Raw genomic sequence first — 21,971 nt, forward strand, 5'->3', positions numbered from 1 at the left:
CATCTCCTGCAAAGGCGTATTCCCCTCCTAGGAGGGGTGGGTTTTGGCACTCTACCAGCTCCTTCAAAGGCGCGCCAATCATGCAATGGTAGCATCAAAACAGATCCTGACATGCTGTCATCGTTGACATACCACCACTTTTTAACCCAGGCATTTGCCACTTCTTGATTGAACAAGAACTTTAAACCGTAAATCTTGCCTGGAGCATGTTTTAAGAAAAGTACTGCGAAACTCTCTGTCGGTGCCTTTTAGAACATGAAAAGTTGTTTTCCTGATCTGGGTGTGAAGGCGGTCAGGTCATAAGGGGGCATGCTTCGGCCCTTGAAGTGTTTGTGCAGCGAAACCTTGAAAAGCGACTTGATGATCTCGGCCCATCTCCCCTCCCCTGCCATCCGTCTCCCGAACTGGCTGTCATTGAGGGTTCCGCCGTGGCAGGCTTTGATTTGGTTCAGCACTTTGGTGGCGCGGTCTGGGTAGGCTTTGTGGATCCAGTCTTCAAACGTCTCGCCCACGGCACCGTTCAACCGTACAATGGTGTAGGCCGCCGACAAGGCACCGGCGGCGGCGGCGGCTTCCAGGATAGCGGGCACTTCATGGTCGTTCAGACCGGGGATGATGGGTGCCACCATCACATTCACCGGGATTCCGGCCTCAGACAAAGCCTTCACTACCTGTAGGCGTTTGGCACCGGTGGAGGTACGGGGTTCCAGCTTTTGCCGCAGTGATTCTTCCAGTGTGGTGACGGAGATATTGACGTGTACCAACTGGTGCCTGTGCAGTTCAGAAAGCACATCGAGATCTCGTAAGACAAGGGCGTTTTTGGTGATAATACTCACCGGGTGCCGGTACTCCAAAAGCACTTCCAGCAAGCGCCGGGTAATTTTCTTTTTGGCTTCAATGGGTTGGTAGCAGTCTGTGTTACCCGCCAGCATGATGGGCTTCACTACCCATTTAGGATGCTCCAACTGCGCGCGCAGCACCTGAGGGGCATTCTCCTTTACAATAATCTTCTGCTCAAAATCTACTCCCGCCCCCAGGCCCCAATATGCATGGGTGTTGCGGGCGTAGCAGTAGACACACCCGTGTTCACACCCCTGGTACGGATTCATGGAATAACCTTGCCCCAGATCTGGCGAGTCAATGGCGTTCACAATGGTTTTAGGGAATTCCTTGAAAAACTGGGTGGTTGATTTCTGCTCCCAGGGCTCATCCAATCCCTCTAGGTGCTCCACCACATATTCGTTCTTCAGGAAAGGATTGGTTGGGTTGTACTGGGCACCCCTGCCTTTGGTGAGATCCTTCTCCTGGAAGGGCCTGCTTGCTTTCTTGTTTGTAGACGGGTCGTTTTCCATAACTAAAAATATTAGCTTTTTACACCATAAACAAGTTATGCCATTATTTTTAGCAACAGAGATCCTAGACACAAGCTTGCTTGCTTTTGAGGAACACCTTTGAGACCTTGGCAAAGGAGAAGCCTAAACTGTTTAAAATGATAATTTTTTCTGGTTTTTCACGGATGGCCGTATACGGTAAATACGTATTTTTCTTTACTTTATAAGATTATTTCCATAAGAATCAGACTAAATAAATTGCAATCACGTAGGAAGAGTCATATCAACCATATTCAAACTTAACCTTTCACTTAGCTATGAAAATTAACGGATTAAATTGGGGTGCTGCTTGCGCTCTTGCAGGCATGATGGCCTTCTCTTCTTGTGGCGGCGGTGGCAACCAGGAAGACCAGGCAAACGGCACTACCACTGACAACACTACCGTAGAAAGTGGCGGCATGGATGATGGCACTAGCACCACCACCGACATGGGCTCTGACACCATGGGCACTGGCGGTGGAACCGGAACTACTGGTGGAGGTACTACCGGTGGTGGCACAACTGGCGGTGGTACTGGCACAACCGGTGGCATGACCGGCGGCGGAACCGGAACTACGGGTACCACCGGTGGCGGCACAACTGGAACAACCGGTGGTGGTACTACTGGTACAACCGGTGGTGGCATGACTGGCGGTGGAACCACAGGCACAACTGGCACCACCACTGGCGGCGGTACTACTACTGGCCGTTAATTCCACAGACAGTTTCTGTCTCACATGCTCTTAAAATAAAAGAGCAGCTGGTTTTGCAACCAGCTGCTCTTTTATTTTAAGAGCATGTTTAAATTTCATCTTTGCGCTACAAACGACCATAAAAAGAACCTGCGTTCACCTTTTTCTCGCACCGTAGCGCTGCTACGCTGCTCCAAAAACGCTTCCGCAGAACCTTTCTCTGGCCGTTTTCGCCAGCAAACCTCAAATTTAAACAAGCTCTAAGGAAAATCCTCCTTTCCCTTAAGGGCAATTCTTTATCTGTTCCCTTATCTCCCCCAGCGACACCCGCTCCGCCGGGGACTTGAACTCCTTTTGCATGTAGTTGATGATATTGGTGAGATCTGCTTCCGTTAACCGCGGGTTGCCGGGCATGTCCTGGTTGTACTGCCGGCCATTCACCATAATGGGGCCTTTGATTCCCTGCCGAATAAGACAGGCCAGAATATCCCGGTTTTTCTCTGTATAATCAGAATTCACCAAGGGGGGGATAATCCCTCGCAACCCCTCTCCGTTTTCCAGGTGGCAACTGGCGCAGTGCCGCCCGTAGAGCAGCTCGCCCTCATCGCCCCGTTGGGTGAAACAGCCCGCAAGGGCAATACTCACCCAGAGAAAAAACAGGAGCTTCTTTTTAGGGAGTCCCATACAACTAGTTTTTCTCCTCGGCCAGTAACACGTCCATGTCCTGCAAGAGTTTGTCTATGTCTTTGGCGTCTGTACCGTCATAGTGGCCGCGCAAACGCCGCTGCTCGTCTACCAGCAAGAAGGCACCGCTGTGCTCAAACCCGCCCGGCACGGCGTTGTCTACCATGGCACTGGTAAAATAATGCTTCTGGGCCATGTCCAGGATTGTGTCACGGTTGCCGGTCAGGAAATGCCAGGTACTACTCTTCACACCCAACCTATCGGCGTAGTCACGCAGCACGGCTACGGTGTCATGCGTGGGGTCAATGGAGTGCGAAAGCAAGGCTACCCGGGGGTTGTCTTTGTACTTCTCATACACCCGCAGCATTTGGCTCTTCATTTTGGGGCAGATAGACGGGCAAGACGTGAAAAAGAAATCGGCGACGTAGATTTTGTGGGCGACGGTCTGCTGGGTCACCATCTGGCTGTCCTGGTTCAGGAACGCAAAATCTGGGATGGAGTGATAAAGTGTATCTACGGTCGGCTTGCCGTTGGCCATGGTCACCCGCGGCTCGCGCGGCCCAAGAATGGGCAATTGTTTTTCCGCCGGAGACGAGGTGCAGGCGGTGGCCAACCCCACGCCAAGGCAAAGGGCTAAAAAAGTATTTTTCATTTAGAAGGGTTTCGGTAAAGGGAGTTCAAGGAGTCGGCGGCCCGAAGGCTTTGGGCAATGGAACGGCGCACTTCCTCTATTTTATCTTTTTCCTGCTGCAAGTAGGTTAATGCCTCCTCCGGCGATTTCCCTTCCGGATTCCGGTAGGCCCGCATCCACTGCATCATCTGCTCATCTGCCTCAACCAAATCAGAGACACCATGGGCCAGACTTCTTTGAGCAGACGTATCCTGCATCATCACAGAATCTTTCAGGTAGGTGAGTTCTTTCCGGTGGGTGTACAACGTACCCATGTGGGCCATGGCCGAGTCATGGAGCGCCAGCACCTCTTGTTGCAACGCTTCTACCTTTTTCTCTGGCGAAGGCGCACAGGCCCCGCAGCCCAACGCCAGTAAAAACAGCGGAAAAACGGAAGTTTTCATAAAGGAGTACATTTTCAGGTGCAAAGGTAGCCGCTACACCCATAGAACGCACTGCTTTCTGTTAGATTATCACAGATTCGGTTTTGCCCCATTTCTGTACATCTAGGGGCACTGCCGTTCCATGATAGCCATACAGGTTTCCAGCGCAATCGCGATTTTGGTGAGCAAACACAGAAATGGAAATGCCGAGAAGCGGTTAGCGTCACACCGGCTGCCTGACCGGGAACGGCAACCACCAAGGATTGCCCTACATTTTTAATGTGGATAGGATACCGGGGATCAGATACCGCGGAGACAAGGCAATGCCTGGTCTCTACATGGGTGGGAATTTCTGTTTTAGGGCTGATTTTGGAAAAACAGCCCTAAAACAGACAGCATAAAAAAACGGCTGCTTTACAGGCAGCCGTTTTCTATTTGGTTCAAGCTGATTACCAGCTGAAGTCTTCGCGGGAGGGTGGTTGTGAGCCTTGGCCTCTTACGTGGCCGCTCATGGGGTCAAATCTGCGATCCTGGCCTTCTTCTGAGCGGTAGTCGCGGTCATTGCCCCAGCTGAGGGAACCGGCCATGTTGCCGTAGTTCTCGCTTCTGGCTCCTTCGCCTTGCTGGTGGTGGTGCTCCCGGCGGCCCTGGTTGTAGTCAAAGTTGGCTCCGCCCTCGGCGCGGGTTCTGCGGTCATAGCCGCTGCTCAAGTTACCTAACTGGCGGCCTCGGTCATATTCACCCCGGCTGTAGTGCGACTGGGCATCGTCATAGATTTCATACCGGCTGTCATCGCCCCGGCGCGAGATGTCATTGGTGCCAATGTCACGCACGCCGCCTCTGGAACCGGCCCTGTCTGCTGGCTCCCAGCCCCGGGTGTTGTCTGCGCCGCGGCTTCCGGGCCGACCGGAGCCGTCATACTGCTCGCGTTCGCCGGGGGCGAAGCTGTTGTGGTCACGGTACGCACCGTACACCTGGCGGTTCACAGGCCTGTCCTCCCCACGGCCGTGGCCGCTGCTCCACTTAGAACCGTCTCCCGAATCTTGTCTATGCGAACCGTTGGCAGAGAAGCCCCAGCCCTGCGCACCGCCGTAGCTGCCCATGTTGCCATAGTTGCGGGTAGAATGCTCCAGGCCGTTGTTGTCTTCGTGGGCGCCCAGGTTGTCAAAGCGCTCGCCGCGGCGGTTAGGGTCACGGCCGTAGTCACGGGGCAGTTCATGGTCTCTCTCGCGGCGGCGGTCTTCGTTGGAGCCCTGGTACTGGCCGCTCCGGTAGTCACGGCTTATGTCCCGGTCGTTGAAGTTCTGGCGGTTCAGGTTATCGTATTCCCGGCCGCGGTCATTGTCCAGGCGGTAGGCTCCGCGGTATTGGTCTTCATCGGCCCGCCGGTGATCTGAACGGCGATGATTGGGATCATCTGATCTATGGTTTCTGTTCATGGGGTTAGACTTTTGGTGCAACAATCAGTTTCTCTTAACGACAAGAAAGGCCTTGCGGTTTTGGGGCTGTTTTTTGAAAAACAGCCCCAAAACCGCAAGGCCTTGGGCAATCCGTTATTTTGTGCGCAGGTTGTTGGCGTTGCTGCCGTCCAGGTTGGTGGTGTCTTCTTCGTCTTCGGCGGCCACGTTGCCTTCTGAGAATCTGCCTTCGGGCTCCTGATCCAGGAAGTCGGCCTCTATGGCTTGCAGGCGGCTGCCGCCCAGGTCTGGCTTGGCGGTCTCATCATGGTGGGCAGGGGCGCCTTTTACAGGAGTGGGGTTGTCGTCTGGCAAGCGTTTGCTTTCGTCAGCATTGGTGATGTTGTCGTTTTCAATGGGCATAGGATTGGGCAGTAAATAAAGCAGCCACTGCAGCCGCTTTGGTTATTGTACGCGCCCAAAAGAAAATGTTTGTTAACAAATCATGACGAATCCCGTTTAGGGCTTGTTTTTCAGAAAACAGGCCCTAAACGGGATTCGGCAAAGACAGGCCTTCCTTTAGTTTTCGCTGAAGGGTTCCATCTTGATTTTCTCAATCATGAGGTATTTCTTGAATTCGTGCAGCATGCGGGACATTTCCTGGTCTTGTTCTTCCATCTGCTTCTTTTCTGTGTCGGCCAACTGAATGGCAGACCGGAGTTGCTCTAAGCTTACGGCCATGTGGTCGCGGGCTTCCCGGGCCCGGTGCCGCAGTTCCTCCTCCATCTCCTGCGAGGCGATGTTGGTGTCCAGTTCCTGCAAACACACCTCCAGAAACGGGATCATGTCCCAGGGGTTGTTGGGGCGGTTCCAGGTGAATTCAATGTTACAGCGGCGGCACTTGTAGCGGTTCAGTTTCCAGCCCAGCTCATTGGTGACTACCGTTTTCTTTTTTACGTGGTCAGATTTCTGGCAGGTGGGGCACTGCGCGTGGTCTTCAATGATGGTCTTCAGGGTCTCGTGCTTGCCCAGCACCCGTTGCCTGAAATCGGCGTGGTTATATATTTTCTCGGTGAGGCGTTCACAGGCGGCATTCAACTCTTCGTGCTCCTGGGTAAGGGTGCCTTCAGCCGCCAACCGCTCTCCCCGCTTTTTGAAGAAGGCGATGAGCTTGATGACTTCTTTCTCGTTCTCAGTGATGTGCTGCTTCATGTGCTCTCTGCTGCTTTTTGATTATCCAAAGATACAAAAAAGCGCGGTTACCGGAGAAAGGCGTTTTGGGCCGCCTTTCGGCAAAACGGGCCAAAAACGAAAAAGCCTCTCCTTCCGCAAGGAAGAAGAGGCTGAAAAAGAAGGAGCAGACAGCACAAATGTCATTAGCATCCGTAGCATATCCCCCAATAAGCACCAGAACTTTTGACGCTTCTGCAAGCAGAAGTGCACTGTCGCTCCTTTATATTTTCAATTTTTTCACCAACAAACGGTCTTTGTTGCTTTAACTGTGTCAAAGGTAATAGGTAATTTCTCTCCTTCTAGCATTTTTCGGTGAGAACTCCATTTTCCAAGTTGAACTACCCGGTTGGTAGGTTGAATTAGTCTTTTCAAAAGTTAAGCCCCCTTTCTCTCTCAGTCTTTCTCAGGCCTGCCCTCACGCCCGTTGCTTTCTCTTCCCAACGCGCAAAAAACGCCTTTTGGGGGCTCAACGCTTCAAATATAATAAATATAAAGTTCATCCTTAACACTATCCTATATACTTATTAGATTAATTACATTTCGTTATATTTATTAAAAAACTTACCTTTGACGAGTATTTTGAACTAAAGGTTACAAACAATGCGTTCCTGATCTTGAAAGACGGAATATTACAGTACTTTTACTGAACAAAGCCTTAAGAAAGCAGATTACAATCTTAAACCTAGTTGCCAGTTAATACAATTTACCACAAACACATATGAAACAATTATACTTTCCTGTACATTTTGGGCATTGTGCTGCTAGCAGCAAGCAAGGCCAGAAAAAAGAAATTGGTTTCTCTGAGTTTCAATCTCCGGTAGGCATTGGCCAAACCGCACCTTGGCAAGTGTAACTACGCAGTAAAGTACCCCTTGCCGGGCAGGGCTGCCCGGCAAGGGGTACTTTCTCTAAAAATTCAGTGTAACCAATTATTTCCCTCTGGCTCCATGACGCCTATTAAAAAGTTTTTCCATTCACTGGGCTTTCTGTTCCTGTTGAGCTACGTCTCTTACGCACAGACCTGCCCCGACAAACCCGTCGCCTCGCTGGCAGATGCCAACGAAGAGAACTTCACCAGGTGCAGTTCAGTAGGTGGGTCGTTAGATTACAACATAGTTGTAGCCAACACCTCCACCACCGCCGCCACCAACAGAACCTACACCATTGAGTGGGGTGATGGCAGCACCAACACCTATCCCGCCAGCTTTTCTTCTGCCACGCACACGTACAGAACCCAGGGCAGCTTCAACCTGAAACTGACGGTGACCAGCTTAAGCGGCTGTAGCAGCAGCGTGGTGTACTCGGTGTTCAACGGCAGCACCCCGGGTTTAAGCATCCAAAGCCCTACCAACACCTCAGATTGCGCCCCGGCCGCCTTTACCTTTGGCATTAGCAATACAGAGAATAATGCGCCCAACACCACCTATGCCATTTGGTTTGATGATGGCACTGACACCCTGTATTATACCCAAGCCACCCTACCCAAGTTTATTACACACGCGTTCACCAAATCATCTGAAGGTAAACCCAAAGGTTTCACCATGTCTGCCGTGGCGTATGGTTGTATCCAGAAACGGCTGGACGCAGACGGTATCATCATTTCAGCCAAACCTGTCCCAGCGTTCAGCATGGCCCCGGAAAGCCCGTTTTGCGTGGGCCAGGTGGTGAAACTGAACGATGAGACCAAAGGAGGCTTTAACGGGAACAATGTGGGAGGAAATACCAACGGCTACCGCCGTCTGTGGACTATCTTACCAAACGTAGGCTGGGAATTCACCAACAACACCAACGCAGCCTCGGTGAACCCGTCCATTAAATTCAACGAGAGCGGCACGTACAAAATCACACTGGCCGTAACGCCGTCGGGCACCAGCACTACCTGTTTGGGTGACTCCATCGTGAAGAACATAGTGGTACAGGATCTTCCTGCTCCGGCTTCGGCTTTACCGGCTTCTATCTGCTCGGGCACCACCGCCACCCTAAAGGCGCAAGGAGATGCGCCTATCTTTAGATGGTACGCCTCAGCCAATGCCAATACGCCACTAGCTACGGGTGCCACCTTCACCACTCCGGTTCTTACGGCCACTACTACGTATTATATAGAAACGGCTTTGAACGATGTTTGCGCCAACCCCGTCCGAACTCCCGTCACGGTTACCGTGCAGCCTTTGCCAACCCCGCCTACCCTCACCCCGGTGACGATCTGCGCCGGCAGCAGCACTACTTTGCAGGCGGCGGCCTCCACGGGTACCGTTTACTGGTACGCCACTGCCGCGGGCACTGAAGTTCTTGCCACCGGAAATAGCTTTACCACGCCTGCCCTAACGGAGACTACTACCTACTTCGCCTCCACCTTATCACCAGAGAACTGCTTCTCCTCTACCCGCAGCGCCGTTGTGGTAACCGTACAACCAGTATTGGGCGGGAATACCATCAGCGCCGCGCAGACCCTTTGCGTGGGAGAAACCGCGGCTGTCCTGAAGGGAGCCCCCATGACCGGCGGCTCTGGCACATATGCCTACTACTGGGAAAGCAGTATTGACGGCCGAACCTACCAGGAAGCAGAAGGAACGCACACAGAAGAAACCTATAGCCCGGGCATCCTTCCCCGCACCACCTGGTTCAAGCGCACCGTTACCTCTGGCAGTTGTACCAGCGTCTCTGAGCCGGTACAGATCAAGGTGGTGCCCGTGGTTACCAATAACACCGTTGCCCCGGCCCTGCCGATCATTTGTTACGGCACGGCCGCTACCGTAGCAGGCTCCCTGCCCGAGGGCGGGAACGGCGGTTCACCGGTTTATCTCTGGGAAACCAGCACCACCAGCGCCACCGAAGGCTTTGCCGACGCCGAGGGCATCAATTCAACCCAGTCCTATACCTCAGGAGCCCTTACCGTAGACACCTGGTTCCGGAGAAAAGTAAGCATTGACGGTTGTACCCAGACGTCACCGGCGGTATTGATTACCATCAACAGCTTCTCCTTCCCTCCTACCGTAGCTAACGTAACCATCTGCAGCGGCGCTTCGGCCACCTTAACGGCTACTGCCCCCGGCGGGCCCTATGAATGGTACACCAGCGCCACCGGCGGCACGCCTTTCTTCACCGGTGACCAGTATGTGACCCCTGCGCTTTTTGCCTCTACTATGTACTTTGTCCAGAGCAAAGCCGAAGGAAACTGTTCTGAGGCCCGCACCGAAGTAAAAGTGACGGTACTTCCGGTTATCGCGAACAACACCATTACCGGGGCCGAGGAAGTTTGCGAAGGCAGCGCCCCTACCATCCTGGCAGGCTCCAGACCTACCGGCGGGAACGACGTGCCGGTGTACCTGTGGTTCAGCAGCGAAAATGGAACCGACTTTGACCCAGCCAACGGCACCAACAATGAGCAGAATTACGCTCCGGCAGCCTTAACGCGGCCTACCTGGTTCCGCCGTCAGGTGACCATGGGCCCGTGCGCGGAATACTCCAACATCATCAAGGTAGAAGTTACCCCAGCCCTGGTCGCGGTGCCTGTGCCTTCAGACATGGAAATCTGCGATAACTCTTCTGCCCCTATCATCCGCCTTGCCGCCTCTACCGGCGGAAACGGCGACTACACCTATCTATGGGAGAAAAGCATTACCAGTGCTACCGCTGGTTTTGAAACGGCTTCCAGTTCTTCTGATAACCTCCCCTTCGCGCCTGGTATTTTGCACACCACTACCTGGTTCCGTAGAATCACAACATCTGGCAAGTGCCAGATCATTAGCCCGGCCATCAAAATCACGGTGTTGCCCTTACCGGCGCTTCCTATTGCCAATGATGCCGTCACTTGTGAGAATTCAACCGCTACGCTTGTGGCTACGCCCGCTTCGCCAAAACAGACCATCCAGTGGTATGACGCCGCTACCGGCGGAAACCTGCTGGCCGAGGGAAATACCTTCACCACGCCTGTTTTAACAAGAAATACCTCCTACTATGCCCAAGCGGTGACTGAAAACGGCTGTCTTGCCCCCACCAGGGTAGAGGTGAGAGCGATTGTTTCGCCGCTGCCTGCCGCTCCTGCCACCATTGCCGCCACGGTTTGTCACTCAGAGAGAGCGGTGGTGCGGGTAAACAACCCCGGCACCGACATCACTTATGAGTGGTTTAGCGAAGCCACCGGCGGAACGGCTCTGTTCAGAGGTCCTTCTTACACCACCGCTGCGCTTACCCAGAGCACGACTTATTACGTGCAGGCCACCGTGGCTGGCTGCGCCGGGCCAAGGGCGGCGGTAATAGTGACCGTACAGGATCCAATTGGCAATAACGTACTCAGCGGCACCCAGGAAGTTTGCGCCGGCACCGGCACCACCACCCTTACCGGCTCGCAGCCAACCGGCGGAAACGGTCTCTATACCTACCAGTGGAAAAGCAGCACAGACGGGGTTTCCTTCTACACCATCACGGAGGGAGGCCAGGGTGAAAGTTACTCGCCGGGCAACATGCACCAATCTACCTGGTACCGTCGCACTGTGTCCTCCGGCACCTGTGTGCCACATGAAAGCGCTCCTATCAAAGTGACTGTGAGTGAGTCCATCATCAACAACTTCATTCAGGACAACCAGGTCATCTTCATCAACACCAAACCAGCCGCCTTCACGGGCACTACCCCTTCGGGCGGGAATAAAGAATACCAATTCCAATGGAAGAGCAGCCAGGATGGCGTGACGTTTAAGGAAATCCCGGGGGCTACGAAGCAAACGTACGCTTCTGGTGCGTTAACCCAAACTACCTGGTTCCAGCGGGTGGTAGAGTCTGGCGGTTGCCAGGTTACCTCTAACGTGGTGAAAGTGACGGTGAACACCGAGATAGCGAAGAACACCATCTTTGAAGATCAGAGCATCTGCACCGGCACCACTCCTTTGACCTTGTCGGGTACTGACCCGATTGGGGGCGACGGCAACCTCAGCTTCCTTTGGGAGATGAGCACCACCAGCCCTACTGCCGGGTTTGTGAACGCCAGCGGTAATGCCACGGGCAAGAACTACTCGCCGCAGGCGTTGATTGAAACCACCTGGTTCCGCAGAAAAGTAGGATCAGCCTCCAGCACAGACATCTCCAATGTGGTGAAAATTACGGTGTACTCGGCCATTACCAGAAACACCATCACCTCTGACCAGACGGTATGCTTGGGCACGGCCCCGGCCCCCATAGTGGGTGCTGCGCCTACGGGCGGCAACGGTACGTATGCCTATGTGTGGGAAAGCAGCACCAGTGGCCCAACCTCCGGCTTCGGGACGGCCTTTGGCACCAACACTGGGCCTAATTACGCACCGGGTGCCTTGCAGCGCACTACCTGGTTCCGCCGGAAAGCATTCTCTGGAACCTGTGCCGAAAGCGAAAGCAATGTGGTACAGATTACGGTAACGGCCCCGCAACCCCCTACCGTGCAGGAAACCTCTATCTGTATTGGCACCACCGCTACCTTAACTGCGGTTACCCAGGTACCTGCTACCGTGGTAGAATGGTTTGACCAACCCGAGGGCGGAAGAATGGTAGGTTCTGGCTTATCCTTCACCACCCCTATCCTCAAAGAGACCACCACATTTTACGTGCGGTCTGTTACCCAGAACTGCGCAAGTGTGCGGGTACCGGTAACCGTGAACGTTCCGGTATCTACCGCCAACGCAGGCCCAGACCAGAACATTGTCTGGGGGAACTATGCCGCCTTAGAGGCCAAAGGAGGTTTGACCTACAGATGGTCACCAAGCACAGGGCTTAGCAACGCCCAGATTGCCAACCCGGTAGCCAAGCCAGCAGTGACCACTACCTACACGGTGACGGTGACTACCCAGGATGGCTGTAGCTCTACAGACCAGGTGACCATTACGGTCTTGCACCCTATTCAGGTACCTAACGGCTTCACCCCTAACGGTGACGGCATCAATGATTACTGGGAGCTTCCTAACCTTAAAAAATACCCTTACAGCAATGTGCAGATCTTCAACCGCTGGGGGAACAAGGTATTTGAATCTACCGGCTATGAAACCCCATGGGAAGGGCGCATGAACGGGCAACCGCTTCCAGCAGCTACTTATTACTACATCATCCGCCTGGATGAGAAAGAGACTCCACTTACCGGAAACGTTACCATCATCAAGTAAGCCTGTATGAAAAAGCTTGCCACCATCTTCTTGTTCTTTGTGCTGATCTCTCCTGCCATGGCGCAGCAGAAAGCGCAGTACAGCCAGTACCTGTTCAATAACTTTTTGTTGAACCCTGCCCTGTCTGGGATTGAAAGCTACACCGATGTGCGCATGGGTACCCGCCGCCAGTGGGTGGGCATAGACGGGGCTCCGGTCACGTACTACATCAGCGGGCATACTTCCTTCGGGATGAGTGACCGGAACTCTCCCATGGGCCCCGGCACGGGCAAAGGGTTTATCCCCAAGATGCCGTCCAAGCACCCGCGCTCTACCAAGTACCACAAGTCCCGCCCGCACCACGGGTTCGGGGCGGTGGCCCAGGTAGATGAAACCGGCCCGTTGAGCACCACCAACCTGAACCTCACCTACGCTTACCACCACCCAATCACGCGCCGCATTAACATGTCGGTGGGTTTGGCCGGGGGAATGGTGCAGACCCGCCTGGACGGAAACGCGCTCAACCTAATCAACAGCAATGACCCTTTGCTACGGCCGGGTGCCATGAAAAGAACCAACTTTGACCTGGGGCTGGGCACCTGGATCTACTCAGATCAGTTTTACGTGGGTGCCTCGGCGTCCCAGCTCCTGACCACCGTGGTGTCACAGACCGAAGGAGGCCAGACCCCGGAGCAAAAGCTGCAGCCGCACTTCTTCATGACGGGCGGGTACCGCATCAGAATCAGATATGACCTAACCCTGGATCCTTCCATCATGCTGAAGTTCGCGAACCCCAGTCCTTTGTCAGTGGATCTGAACTTCAAGGCCACGTACGCTAACCGAATCTGGGGGGGTATGTCTTACCGCCACGGCGATGCGGTGGCCGCCATTATGGGCCTGAACGTAAACCACGTCCTGGACTTCGGCTACTCCTATGACCTGACCACCTCTGGCCTGAACAGCGCCAGCGCCGGCAGCCATGAATTGATTGTAGGGATCAAACTCCGCAACAAAACCCGGATGCTCTGCCCTGAGTGGCTCTGGTAAAGAGGAAGACCTCATCTGGTAAACTGCCCGTTTTTAGCTTCTTTTTAGAAAAGGAGGTTAAAAACGGGCAGTTCTCTTTTACAGAAAAGCCTGCATGAATGGCACCGCCAAACGCACCATAAAGTACCAAAACCCCCACGCCGGAAGAAGGCGTTTACCTGCTGCACAACTTCTGTACTTTTCGCAAACTCCCTCTTCTTCCCGCCTCTTTCCTTCCAGCCTTCTTAGTCTCGTTGACTGCTCCTGGGAGCACCTATCCACCTCCATCACGTCTGCACACCTCTACCCGCAAGTTATTGGTTATTACGCCTATCCTCTCTTTTCGCGCGCAAGCAAAAATATTTCCCAAAAACCCACGCACCAGGATTTAGACACAAAACCTCACAGGTGTTTTACCGTAAATACCACATAAAGCCTTTAAGATAATTTCAAGAAGAAACCTGTTTCAAGCCCACACCTGTCTTACATTTTAATCCTGAATTCCATGAAAACGTTTACTCTTTCTATCTGCTTGTTTCTCGCCCTGGTTTTCACCGCCTCGGCACAGGCTCCTTCCAATAAGGACGCGGTTGAAAAAACCACTGTTTCCGTCAGCCGCATGATGGTGGATGCCATGAAATTAAATGAGGTGGAGTATATCCAGATCCGGAACCTGAACCAGGAGCGCCTGCAAAAAGCCGCCGAAGTCACCAGAAAATTCGCCGATGACGCTGCTGCCCGTGAAGCTTCTTTACGTGACATTGAAGAAGACTTTGAGAATAAACTTTTCAGGATCTTGAACAACCGTCAGGTAGAGGCGTACGCCGAATTCAAGACCAAACCAGAGGCGAACTTCATGTCTTTGGTACAGCAGGTTTCACCGGGCACTAAGAAAAAAGACTAACCTTTTACCCGCCTGTACACGAGAAGAGGGGCCATATTGCATGGCCCCTCTTCTCGTGTACAGGCGGTTTCTAATCAAATCATGCTCTTCCCTGAAACACATTTTGGAGCTAGTTTGGCGAAAACACGTATAAAACAGGAAAGTTCTTCTGGCAGACGTTTGCGCCGGGGAGGAGTGAGCTGCCAACTGGCTCAATAGCTATCCTAAGCTTTTAATAAACCCAGAGCACTCGCTCGCGTCCCGCGGGTGTGGGTTACCTGCGGCCTCTGGCCGCTTGATGGTGTATCTCTGATGTCTCTTTGTCCATACCAAGCGGCGGGACGCCGGGGTAGCTCACCCTCGCCAGAGGCGAGCGAGAGAAATCATTACTTTTGAGGGATTATTGAAAAACTACCTTAGAAACGGTTTTTCTCCGCTTGCCCTTTACGCGAAGTGCCATAGGTTGCCGCCGAAAGAACTTTCTCTCGTATATAAACCATATCTTTAACCCCGGTTTCCTTCTTAAGTAGCAGGACAAATTAAGCTATTTCTTTTGTTTTCCTGAAAGCATCTTGTGGGCGAACTGGCAAAGCGGTGAATAAACGCCATTGCCGTTCGCCACCCAGATCCTTTCAGGAGGACAAGGAGAAGAGATAGTTATTTCTGCCCTATTACTTACCACAGGGGAAACGCACTAAAAAGTAGCTTATGGAATGGTTTAAAATATATAACCCCAAAGCAATGAACTCCTTCCAGTTCGTTGCGCTCACCGGAATTATCATGTCTGCGCTGGCACACCTACTGTTACACCTGTGGGGCAAGCAGGTAGATTCGTTCAATTATCTATACCTCTGCTGGGGAGTGCTTTTTGTCTTCGGCTCTATCCAGAACCTGCGGCACAATCCCGAAGACGACGATCACCACCACCATCATTAATGGGCGATGGAGCGATTGCATGAGGGAGAGAATTGAGTAAATTCTTTCAGCAGGGCTTCTACCTCATGCATTGTGTAGGATTGGTTATTTCCCCAGACAAGCTGCGCAATTCACTTAATCCGGCTTCTTGTTTTAGGGCTGTTTTCTGGAAAAGGGGATCAAAACAGCAGCCGAAGCGCAACTCTTTTTTGTGCGTCTGCGGTGCCTCGGCTATCTTATGGTTTCAAACCCCACTCCCATGACCAGAGAAGAAGCCTCCCAGATTTTACACCAATACACCAAAAGCGAAAGTCTTTTACGCCACGCCCGCACCGTTGAGCTGGTCATGCGCGCCTACGCCCACAAACTGAGCCAAGACCCGGAACGCTGGGGCAACACCGGCCTCCTCCATGATGCCGATTACGAAGCCTATCCAGACCGTCACCCCCACGTGGTGGTGGAACTGCTGCGCGAACGTGGCGAAGAGGAAATGGCCCACGCCATCTCGGGACACTACAGCCACTGGGGCGTACCCCATGAAAGCCTCTTGGACAAAGCCCTTTTAGGCTGTGACGAGATTACCGGTTTTGTGGTAGCCTGCGCCCAGGTACGGCCACAGCGTTTATCTGGACTGGAAGCTAAATCTGTCCTAAAGAAACTGAAACAAGCCAGCTTCGCCGCCTCGGTAGACCGCAACGAAGTCCGTTTAGGAGCCGAATTACTGGAAGTAGACTTAGCTGCCCACATTGACTTCATCATCCAATCCCTGCAACCCCACGCCGAAGAACTGCAACTGACTCCTGTTTCTTCAGAGGCTTCTTGAGAAGGCAAAATGTACATCAAACATTTATAATCATTAAAAAACTAGATGTGCTAGAAGAATACACAAGATTGTTAATTGATTTCAAGTCCCTACCTAAACACAAACGTGCTAGGACTTTTATGGAAATTTCTGGCTATCCCCATTATGAAAATGTATGTAGCAATATTCTAAAATTCTATCTTGATATTAACAATGAACATGAACTTAAAGACCTAATTATTAATTCAGTTGTTCATTGTGCTGACAAAGACTTCCATCTTGAGTATGAGTTTGAAAATATCGAAGTATTAAGAGAGGTAGAAACTAACAACGGCAATAGATTAGATATTTTAATAAAAACAAATAATTATATAATCGGGATAGAAAATAAATTTTTCATCACTTACACAACGACCTTGAAGATTATTATAAAACAATAAAATATTATTGTCATGAAACAAAGATTCTTATTTGTATAATTTTATCATTAAACCATCTCACAAGCTCTTCCGATTTAGATAAAATCAGAAGCAATAATTTTATCAACATTACTTACGAGCAGGTTTTTAAAAACATAAAGAATGACATTGGTCAATACCTAAACAACATCAATTCAGTCTATGCAAACCATTTAATGGACTTTATTAGGTCTATTGAGAATTTAACTCCCAGAACTATGGAAAACAAAAGTCTTTGGACATTCTTTAAAAACAATCATGATGCAATAAATGAATTAACTGAAAATTTTACACAATATCGCAATTCGCTTTACCAGAAGGTTTATCAATTGAAAGAAGTTTTCCCCAAAGAAGAATACGCACCGAAAGCAGAAAGCCAATGGATTTGGAATGGTGTTAAGGAAAGGAAAGGTGTAATGGCATTAGTTCACGACTATTCAATATCCGGAAAAAGGATCTCCGTTGACACCTATATTGGGTTGAAATGTTGGGAAATAAAAGTATTTGGCCGTAACAAATAACCGACTAGCTTTTTATTTAATACAATGTGCTCAGATAATAACTTTTTACCCAATAATTTAAACACTTACGAAAGAAATAACAGATTGGTACTCCAAAGGTTTGACACAGATATCGAAATATCTTTTGTTACACAATCATTAGCCGAAATACTTAAGAGAATTGAGGAATACAAAACCGAGATTGACAAATCAGCATAAAATAAGTAATATCACCTTCTCTACCATAAGTCTAATTGAACAGCAACGCGGCGGCAAGTGGACTGTTCTGGAAGAATAACCCCATCTAGGGCAGAACGAAAGAACAAAAGCTTCTACTAGCCTGGCCGTACCAGCCGAACCTGAATAATTCCCTACTTTCGTAGCGAATTTTGTTGAAAGGAGAAAATAGAACCATTCTCCCGCCAAAACACACCGAAGGCAGTTCTCCCCATCCGCATTTATGACGTTTTTACAAGTATCTGGCATTTACAAGCAGGGCGAAGAAGAGCCCGTTCTCCAAGACATCAGCTTTTGCCAACAAGAATTCCAAAAGGTGGCCATTGCCGGAGAAACGGGTTCGGGGAAGAGTACGTTGCTGAAGATTATTGCCGGTTTAATACAGCCAGAGGCGGGCACCATCACCTTTGAGAACGAACGCGTGAAAGGCCCCGCCGAGAAGTTGGTGGCAGGCCATCCCGGCATCGCGTATCTCTCGCAGCAGTATGAATTACCGGAGTTTCTGCGGGTAGAGCAGGTTTTGCGGTACGCCAACTCCCTCTCCCAGGCAGAAGCCGATGCCTTGTATGACGTTTGCAAAATCAGCCACCTGCTGCCCCGCAGAACCGACCAACTTTCGGGCGGCGAACGCCAGCGGATTGCCCTGGCCCGCCTACTCCTCACGTCCCCCAAACTGCTCTTGCTGGACGAGCCCTTCTCCAACCTGGACACCGGCCATAAAAGCCTCCTGAAAACCATCATCCAGGACATCAGTGAAAACCTGGACATTACGTGCATACTCATTTCACATGACCCGCTGGACAGCCTTTCCTGGGCAGATGAAATTCTGGTGATGCAAGCCGGAGAAATCCTGCAGACAGGAACGCCCGAGGAGATCTACCAAAGACCAGTCCATGAATACGTGGCCGGTCTGTTCGGGAAATACAACTTGCTTTCCCCGGCCCAAGCCAAGGTCTTCCCCGGAGTTTCAGAAGCGAACCAAACCCAGAAAAGGGGGCTTGTCCGCCCAGAGAGTTTCCATTTAGGAACCGAAGGAGGGAATGCCGTGGCAGGAAAAGTAAAGCGGGTCACGTACTATGGGAGCCATTATGAAATGGAAGTGATTTTGCCCGAGGTAACTGTTACGGTAAGAACGGGGACGGGGCAACTCAAGAAAGATGATGCGGTCTTTGTTTCCCTCGCCCCTGAAAAGGTGTGGTTTCTATAGGTAAGACCTTTCTCTTTTGAACTGTGGAAATGCAAAAGCTACACCGAAAATACAGAAACAGCCTTAAAATCTTACTGTGCCTACTTAGCAATAGCTGCCAGCAGTAAGGGTACGCATTCCGTCGCCCTTTGAAGGGGGATGAGAAAGGCGGAAGAAGAGGCAAGCAGCTTTCGTTCAATGCTAAACAGCCGGTGTAAAGCACAGGGAACGCCATTACCAGCAGGAGTAATCATCCTCCTACCCCCTTCAAAGGGGGACGAAATGCGTACAAGAATCTGTGCATGAAGGCGATGAACCGGTACTTCTTAGTCTGAGTAAACCGCTCAATTTCCTAGTTGGCGTTAGTCCTTTCTCTTCAGGAATACCATCACCCTGAAAAGAATTAACCACAGGGGCGTTTTGGGCCTGTTTTCCGGAAAACAGGCCCAAAACGCCTCTGTGGTTTCAAGTAAAGGCCCTACACAACAGCGACTTTGAAGGGAGTGATGTCTACTTTCTCCCACACTTTCTGGAGCAGGTAAGGCTCCTGGGTCAGCCACTGCTGTACCCCGTCTTCATTGTCAAATTCCACCACCATGGTGGAGCCCATCATTTCCCCGCTAGGGTTGAGCATAGCGCCGCCTAGAATAAAATTTCCGGAGGCTTTCAACTTTTTCACCATTTCCAAGTGGTTCGGGCGGGCGGCCATGCGGCGCTCCAGGGCTTGGGCATCGGTGTAATCCAGGGCAGTGATCAGAAACTGTGGCACAATCTGTAGAGGTTGGTTCTGATTGGAAGGTACAGAAAATACCTTACTCCTGTTTCATCGGGGCGAAAAGTCCTGCTAAGAGCTTGTTTCTTTCTGGCCCGTTTTTGGCCTTACTTTCATAAAACAGGTCAAAAACAAGACTTCCCATACTACTTCTTAAAATTTTTTAAAATACAACCCAGAAGTTTCGTTTATCTATTGGCATTTGCAGATATTAGCCGCCGCTACTTTCTCCTTCCAACAATGAAAAGAACCTCCCTCCTCCTCCTCCTGCTTTGCCTGTGGCACGCTTCGGTGGCCCAGTCGTTTAAGTTCGCTTTCGTCACCGACATCCACATTGGGTCTACCAACGGCGGGGCCGAAGAAGACTTGGAGCGCACCATTGCCGATATCAACAGCCAGGAAGGCATTGATTTCGTGCTGCTCACCGGAGACATCACCGAGATGGGCACCGATGCCGAACTGAAAACGGCCAAACAGATCATCAGCAAGCTGAAAGTGCCTTACTACATTGTGCCGGGCAACCATGACACAGGCTGGTCAGAGTCGGGCGGGGTGAGTTTCATCCGGGAATTTGGGTCAGACAAATTTGTGTTTGAGCACAAAGGGCTGAAGTTTATTGGCTGCGCCTCGGGCCCGTACGTGCGCATGTCAGACGGCCATATTCCGCGCGATGCCACGGTTTGGTTAGACAGCGTTTTGGCCAAAACACCCAAGAATCAGCCTATCGTTTTCGTCAACCATTACCCGCTGGACAACGCCCTGGACAATTGGTATGATGCCATTGACCGCCTGAAACAGTACAACACCCAATTCTCTATCTGCGGGCACGGCCACCAAAACCGCGTGGCCGACTCTGAAGGGCTGCCAGGCACCATGGGCCGCTCTAACCTCAGGGCGAAGGATGCCATTGGGGGCTATAACCTGGTAGAGATGCGGCAAGATTCCGCGTTGTTCGCGGAGCGGACGCCGGGGGTGGGCACCAAACCGGTGTGGCGCAGAATCGCGCTGGGCACCCGTTCCTACAATGACGGCAAAACCTATCCCCGGCCTTCCTTTGCGGTCAATGACCAATACGCCACTACCAAGAAAGCCTGGAGCTACCACTCAGACGCCAACGTAATCTCTACCCCGGTGAGCAGTCATGGGCTGGTGATTTTCGGGAACAGCGTGGGCAAAGTAGAGGCATTGAAAGAGAAAGACGGCAAAAAAGTGTGGTCATTCCAGACGGGCGGCGGCGTTTTCTCCTCTCCTGCCGTCTTCAATGACAACGTCATTTTCGGTTCCGGCGACGGGCACATTTACGCATTAAAAGCCAAAACTGGAAAACTAGCCTGGAAAACCAAAACCGGGGCCTCGGTGCTGGGCTCGCCGCTGGTAGAGAAAGGCATGGTGTACATTGGCGGCAGCGACGGCAAGTTCAGGGCCCTGGAAGCGGCCACCGGAAAACAAGTCTGGGAATTCGCTGGGCTGGAAGGCCCTATGGTCAGCACGCCGCTGGCGTATGAAGGCAAAATCATCTTCGGGGCCTGGGATAGGCACCTGTACGCGTTGAACCAGAAAGACGGCTCCCTGGCCTGGAAATGGAACAATGGCTCGGCCAACCGCATGTTCTCCCCCGCCATGGTTATTCCGGTGGCGCACGACGGCGTGGTCTACATTGTGGCCCCAGACCGTTTCATCACCGCCCTTGACAGTAATACCGGCCAGCCCCTGTGGCGCAGCAAAGAAGCCACCGTGCGGGAATCCATTGGCATGTCTGCGGACAAGAAACTGGTGTACGGCAAAACCATGCAAGACGAAGTGGTGGCCTTTGAAGCAACCAAAACAGAACCCAAACTTGCCTGGCGCCTGAACGCCGGCTTCGGCTACGAACACGTACCGTCCATGCTCATCGAAAAAGACGGCGCGGTTTTCTTCGGAACAAAGAGTGGCGTGGTCTACAGCATCAACCCCAAAACGCAAAAAGTAAACTGGGCCCACAAGATTGACAACTCCATGGTGAACACCGTCAACGTGCTCCCCAAACGCAGAGTGGTGGCCGCTACCATGGATGGCAAAGTGGAAATGCTGACGTATTAGGAACCGGTTTCCGTTTACCGGCTGTTTTTTGAAAAGCGGCCGGTAAACGGAAACCGGCAGTTCCCCGCCCCTCCCATTGCAGGAGGGGCTTTTTCTTGGGCTTATTGCTGGTTTTGAGCCCGTTTTCTGAAAAAGAGGCTCAAAACCAGCAGAGGAATAACCGGGTGCCCCTGCAATATCGCCCGTTCCTAAGACCTCGTAGCGTCTGTGCCAGCAGCCTCAGTAAAGCGTGCATCTACAGGAGTAATCACCCTTCGCCTCCGAGGCTCATCCTACCCCATAAGGCTAAAACAAAGGAGCACGATATCTAATCGTCCCCCTTTGAAGGCTAATCTTGCAGGGAAAATTTCTTTTCTTGCTGTTCGGGAGTTCCACTCCCGAACCTGCCTGCTGCGGAGTTCCACTCCGCCGGGAGCCACGGGCAAAAGAAGGGGAGTGGAACTCCCCAGCAGTAAGCTTCCGGAGTGGAACTCCGAAAGAGCGGTGTCTAAAACAAAGAAGCACGATATCTGATTGTCCCCCTTTGAAGGGGGTAGGGGGATGATTACTCCTGCTGGTAATGGCGTTCCCTGTTCTTTAC

At 51.8% G+C, this 21,971-nt stretch carries 19 protein-coding genes; 11 read left to right on the forward strand and 8 right to left on the reverse strand.

Going from position 1 to position 21,971, the window contains the following annotated elements; translation table 11 throughout:
• Window positions 1-248 precede the first annotated feature (248 nt).
• The gene (locus HHO50_RS00445) at window positions 249-1,352 is read right to left on the reverse strand and encodes a PA0069 family radical SAM protein (RefSeq protein ID WP_181304037.1); all 1,104 of its coding nucleotides are present in this window, start codon (window positions 1,350-1,352) and stop codon (window positions 249-251) included.
• A 296-nt stretch (window positions 1,353-1,648) separates the two neighbouring features.
• Between HHO50_RS00445 and HHO50_RS00450 the strand changes: the two genes are divergently transcribed.
• Window positions 1,649-2,083 (forward strand): hypothetical protein, encoded by a 435-nt coding sequence (locus HHO50_RS00450; protein WP_181304038.1) that lies wholly within the window; start codon window positions 1,649-1,651, stop codon window positions 2,081-2,083.
• Window positions 2,084-2,344: 261 nt separating this feature from the next.
• Here the strand turns inward: HHO50_RS00450 and HHO50_RS00455 are convergent, their stop codons facing one another.
• From HHO50_RS00455 to HHO50_RS00480, 6 genes are all read right to left on the reverse strand, one after another.
• Entirely contained in the window at window positions 2,345-2,746 is a 402-nt protein-coding gene (locus tag HHO50_RS00455) for a cytochrome c (RefSeq protein WP_181304039.1), read from the reverse strand.
• A 4-nt stretch (window positions 2,747-2,750) separates the two neighbouring features.
• The gene (locus tag HHO50_RS00460; RefSeq protein ID WP_181304040.1) at window positions 2,751-3,398 is read right to left on the reverse strand and encodes an SCO family protein; all 648 of its coding nucleotides are present in this window, start codon (window positions 3,396-3,398) and stop codon (window positions 2,751-2,753) included.
• On the reverse strand, window positions 3,395-3,820 hold the full coding sequence (locus tag HHO50_RS00465) for a hypothetical protein (RefSeq protein WP_181304041.1): 426 nt from the start codon (window positions 3,818-3,820) through the stop codon (window positions 3,395-3,397). The genes HHO50_RS00460 and HHO50_RS00465 overlap by 4 nt, the downstream gene beginning before the upstream one ends.
• A 428-nt stretch (window positions 3,821-4,248) precedes the next feature.
• Window positions 4,249-5,238, reverse strand: coding sequence for a hypothetical protein (locus HHO50_RS00470; protein WP_181304042.1), 990 nt, complete (start codon window positions 5,236-5,238; stop codon window positions 4,249-4,251).
• A 114-nt stretch (window positions 5,239-5,352) separates the two neighbouring features.
• Window positions 5,353-5,619, reverse strand: a complete 267-nt coding sequence (locus HHO50_RS00475) for a hypothetical protein (RefSeq protein ID WP_181304043.1) — start codon at window positions 5,617-5,619, stop codon at window positions 5,353-5,355.
• A 156-nt stretch (window positions 5,620-5,775) separates the two neighbouring features.
• Window positions 5,776-6,408, reverse strand: a complete 633-nt coding sequence (locus HHO50_RS00480) for a hypothetical protein (protein WP_181304044.1) — start codon at window positions 6,406-6,408, stop codon at window positions 5,776-5,778.
• Window positions 6,409-7,147: 739 nt separating this feature from the next.
• Here HHO50_RS00480 and HHO50_RS21155 point away from each other — a divergent pair.
• From HHO50_RS21155 to HHO50_RS00520, 9 genes are all read left to right on the forward strand, one after another.
• A complete protein-coding gene (locus HHO50_RS21155; RefSeq protein WP_255478532.1) occupies window positions 7,148-7,282 on the forward strand; it encodes a hypothetical protein in 135 nt (44 codons plus the stop codon).
• A gap of 94 nt (window positions 7,283-7,376) precedes the next feature.
• Complete coding sequence (locus HHO50_RS00485) at window positions 7,377-12,554, forward strand: gliding motility-associated C-terminal domain-containing protein (protein ID WP_181304045.1); 5,178 nt, start codon at window positions 7,377-7,379, stop codon at window positions 12,552-12,554.
• Window positions 12,555-12,560: 6 nt separating this feature from the next.
• On the forward strand, window positions 12,561-13,580 hold the full coding sequence (locus tag HHO50_RS00490; protein WP_181304046.1) for a type IX secretion system membrane protein PorP/SprF: 1,020 nt from the start codon (window positions 12,561-12,563) through the stop codon (window positions 13,578-13,580).
• Between the two features lie 484 nt (window positions 13,581-14,064).
• Window positions 14,065-14,463, forward strand: a complete 399-nt coding sequence (locus tag HHO50_RS00495; protein WP_181304047.1) for a hypothetical protein — start codon at window positions 14,065-14,067, stop codon at window positions 14,461-14,463.
• Window positions 14,464-15,150: 687 nt separating this feature from the next.
• Complete coding sequence (locus HHO50_RS00500; RefSeq protein ID WP_181304048.1) at window positions 15,151-15,378, forward strand: hypothetical protein; 228 nt, start codon at window positions 15,151-15,153, stop codon at window positions 15,376-15,378.
• Between the two features lie 238 nt (window positions 15,379-15,616).
• A complete protein-coding gene (locus HHO50_RS00505) occupies window positions 15,617-16,180 on the forward strand; it encodes an HD domain-containing protein (RefSeq protein ID WP_181304049.1) in 564 nt (187 codons plus the stop codon).
• Between the two features lie 47 nt (window positions 16,181-16,227).
• Window positions 16,228-16,599, forward strand: a complete 372-nt coding sequence (locus HHO50_RS00510; RefSeq protein WP_181304050.1) for a PD-(D/E)XK nuclease family protein — start codon at window positions 16,228-16,230, stop codon at window positions 16,597-16,599.
• 236 nt (window positions 16,600-16,835) lie between these two features.
• Complete coding sequence (locus HHO50_RS00515; RefSeq protein ID WP_181304051.1) at window positions 16,836-17,138, forward strand: hypothetical protein; 303 nt, start codon at window positions 16,836-16,838, stop codon at window positions 17,136-17,138.
• 439 nt (window positions 17,139-17,577) lie between these two features.
• A complete protein-coding gene (locus HHO50_RS00520) occupies window positions 17,578-18,561 on the forward strand; it encodes an ABC transporter ATP-binding protein (RefSeq protein ID WP_181304052.1) in 984 nt (327 codons plus the stop codon).
• A 457-nt stretch (window positions 18,562-19,018) separates the two neighbouring features.
• Here the strand turns inward: HHO50_RS00520 and HHO50_RS00525 are convergent, their stop codons facing one another.
• Entirely contained in the window at window positions 19,019-19,309 is a 291-nt protein-coding gene (locus HHO50_RS00525; protein WP_181304053.1) for a YciI family protein, read from the reverse strand.
• 243 nt (window positions 19,310-19,552) lie between these two features.
• Here HHO50_RS00525 and HHO50_RS00530 point away from each other — a divergent pair, with 243 nt between their 5' ends.
• Window positions 19,553-21,391: a PQQ-binding-like beta-propeller repeat protein gene (locus HHO50_RS00530; protein WP_181304054.1), complete on the forward strand. Its 1,839-nt coding sequence runs from the start codon at window positions 19,553-19,555 to the stop codon at window positions 21,389-21,391.
• The last annotated feature ends 580 nt before the right edge of the window (window positions 21,392-21,971 follow it).

Origin of the sequence: Rufibacter sp. XAAS-G3-1, assembly GCF_013623775.1 — a bacterium.
Lineage (GTDB): Bacteria > Bacteroidota > Bacteroidia > Cytophagales > Hymenobacteraceae > Nibribacter.

Bases quoted from the DNA above. Each gene is read 5' to 3' on its own strand.
- HHO50_RS00455 (WP_181304039.1), bottom strand. From the start codon at position 2,746: ATGGGACTCCCTAAAAAGAAGCTCCTGTTTTTTCTCTGGGTGAGTATT.
- HHO50_RS00495 (WP_181304047.1), top strand. From the start codon at position 14,065: ATGAAAACGTTTACTCTTTCTATCTGCTTGTTTCTCGCCCTGGTTTTC.
- HHO50_RS00445 (WP_181304037.1), bottom strand. From the start codon at position 1,352: ATGGAAAACGACCCGTCTACAAACAAGAAAGCAAGCAGGCCCTTCCAG.
- HHO50_RS00505 (WP_181304049.1), top strand. From the start codon at position 15,617: ATGACCAGAGAAGAAGCCTCCCAGATTTTACACCAATACACCAAAAGC.
- HHO50_RS21155 (WP_255478532.1), top strand. From the start codon at position 7,148: ATGAAACAATTATACTTTCCTGTACATTTTGGGCATTGTGCTGCTAGC.
- HHO50_RS00500 (WP_181304048.1), top strand. From the start codon at position 15,151: ATGGAATGGTTTAAAATATATAACCCCAAAGCAATGAACTCCTTCCAG.
- HHO50_RS00485 (WP_181304045.1), top strand. From the start codon at position 7,377: ATGACGCCTATTAAAAAGTTTTTCCATTCACTGGGCTTTCTGTTCCTG.
- HHO50_RS00530 (WP_181304054.1), top strand. From the start codon at position 19,553: ATGAAAAGAACCTCCCTCCTCCTCCTCCTGCTTTGCCTGTGGCACGCT.
- HHO50_RS00520 (WP_181304052.1), top strand. From the start codon at position 17,578: ATGACGTTTTTACAAGTATCTGGCATTTACAAGCAGGGCGAAGAAGAG.
- HHO50_RS00470 (WP_181304042.1), bottom strand. From the start codon at position 5,238: ATGAACAGAAACCATAGATCAGATGATCCCAATCATCGCCGTTCAGAT.
- HHO50_RS00480 (WP_181304044.1), bottom strand. From the start codon at position 6,408: ATGAAGCAGCACATCACTGAGAACGAGAAAGAAGTCATCAAGCTCATC.
- HHO50_RS00465 (WP_181304041.1), bottom strand. From the start codon at position 3,820: ATGAAAACTTCCGTTTTTCCGCTGTTTTTACTGGCGTTGGGCTGCGGG.
- HHO50_RS00490 (WP_181304046.1), top strand. From the start codon at position 12,561: ATGAAAAAGCTTGCCACCATCTTCTTGTTCTTTGTGCTGATCTCTCCT.
- HHO50_RS00450 (WP_181304038.1), top strand. From the start codon at position 1,649: ATGAAAATTAACGGATTAAATTGGGGTGCTGCTTGCGCTCTTGCAGGC.
- HHO50_RS00475 (WP_181304043.1), bottom strand. From the start codon at position 5,619: ATGCCCATTGAAAACGACAACATCACCAATGCTGACGAAAGCAAACGC.
- HHO50_RS00460 (WP_181304040.1), bottom strand. From the start codon at position 3,398: ATGAAAAATACTTTTTTAGCCCTTTGCCTTGGCGTGGGGTTGGCCACC.
- HHO50_RS00515 (WP_181304051.1), top strand. From the start codon at position 16,836: ATGGAAAACAAAAGTCTTTGGACATTCTTTAAAAACAATCATGATGCA.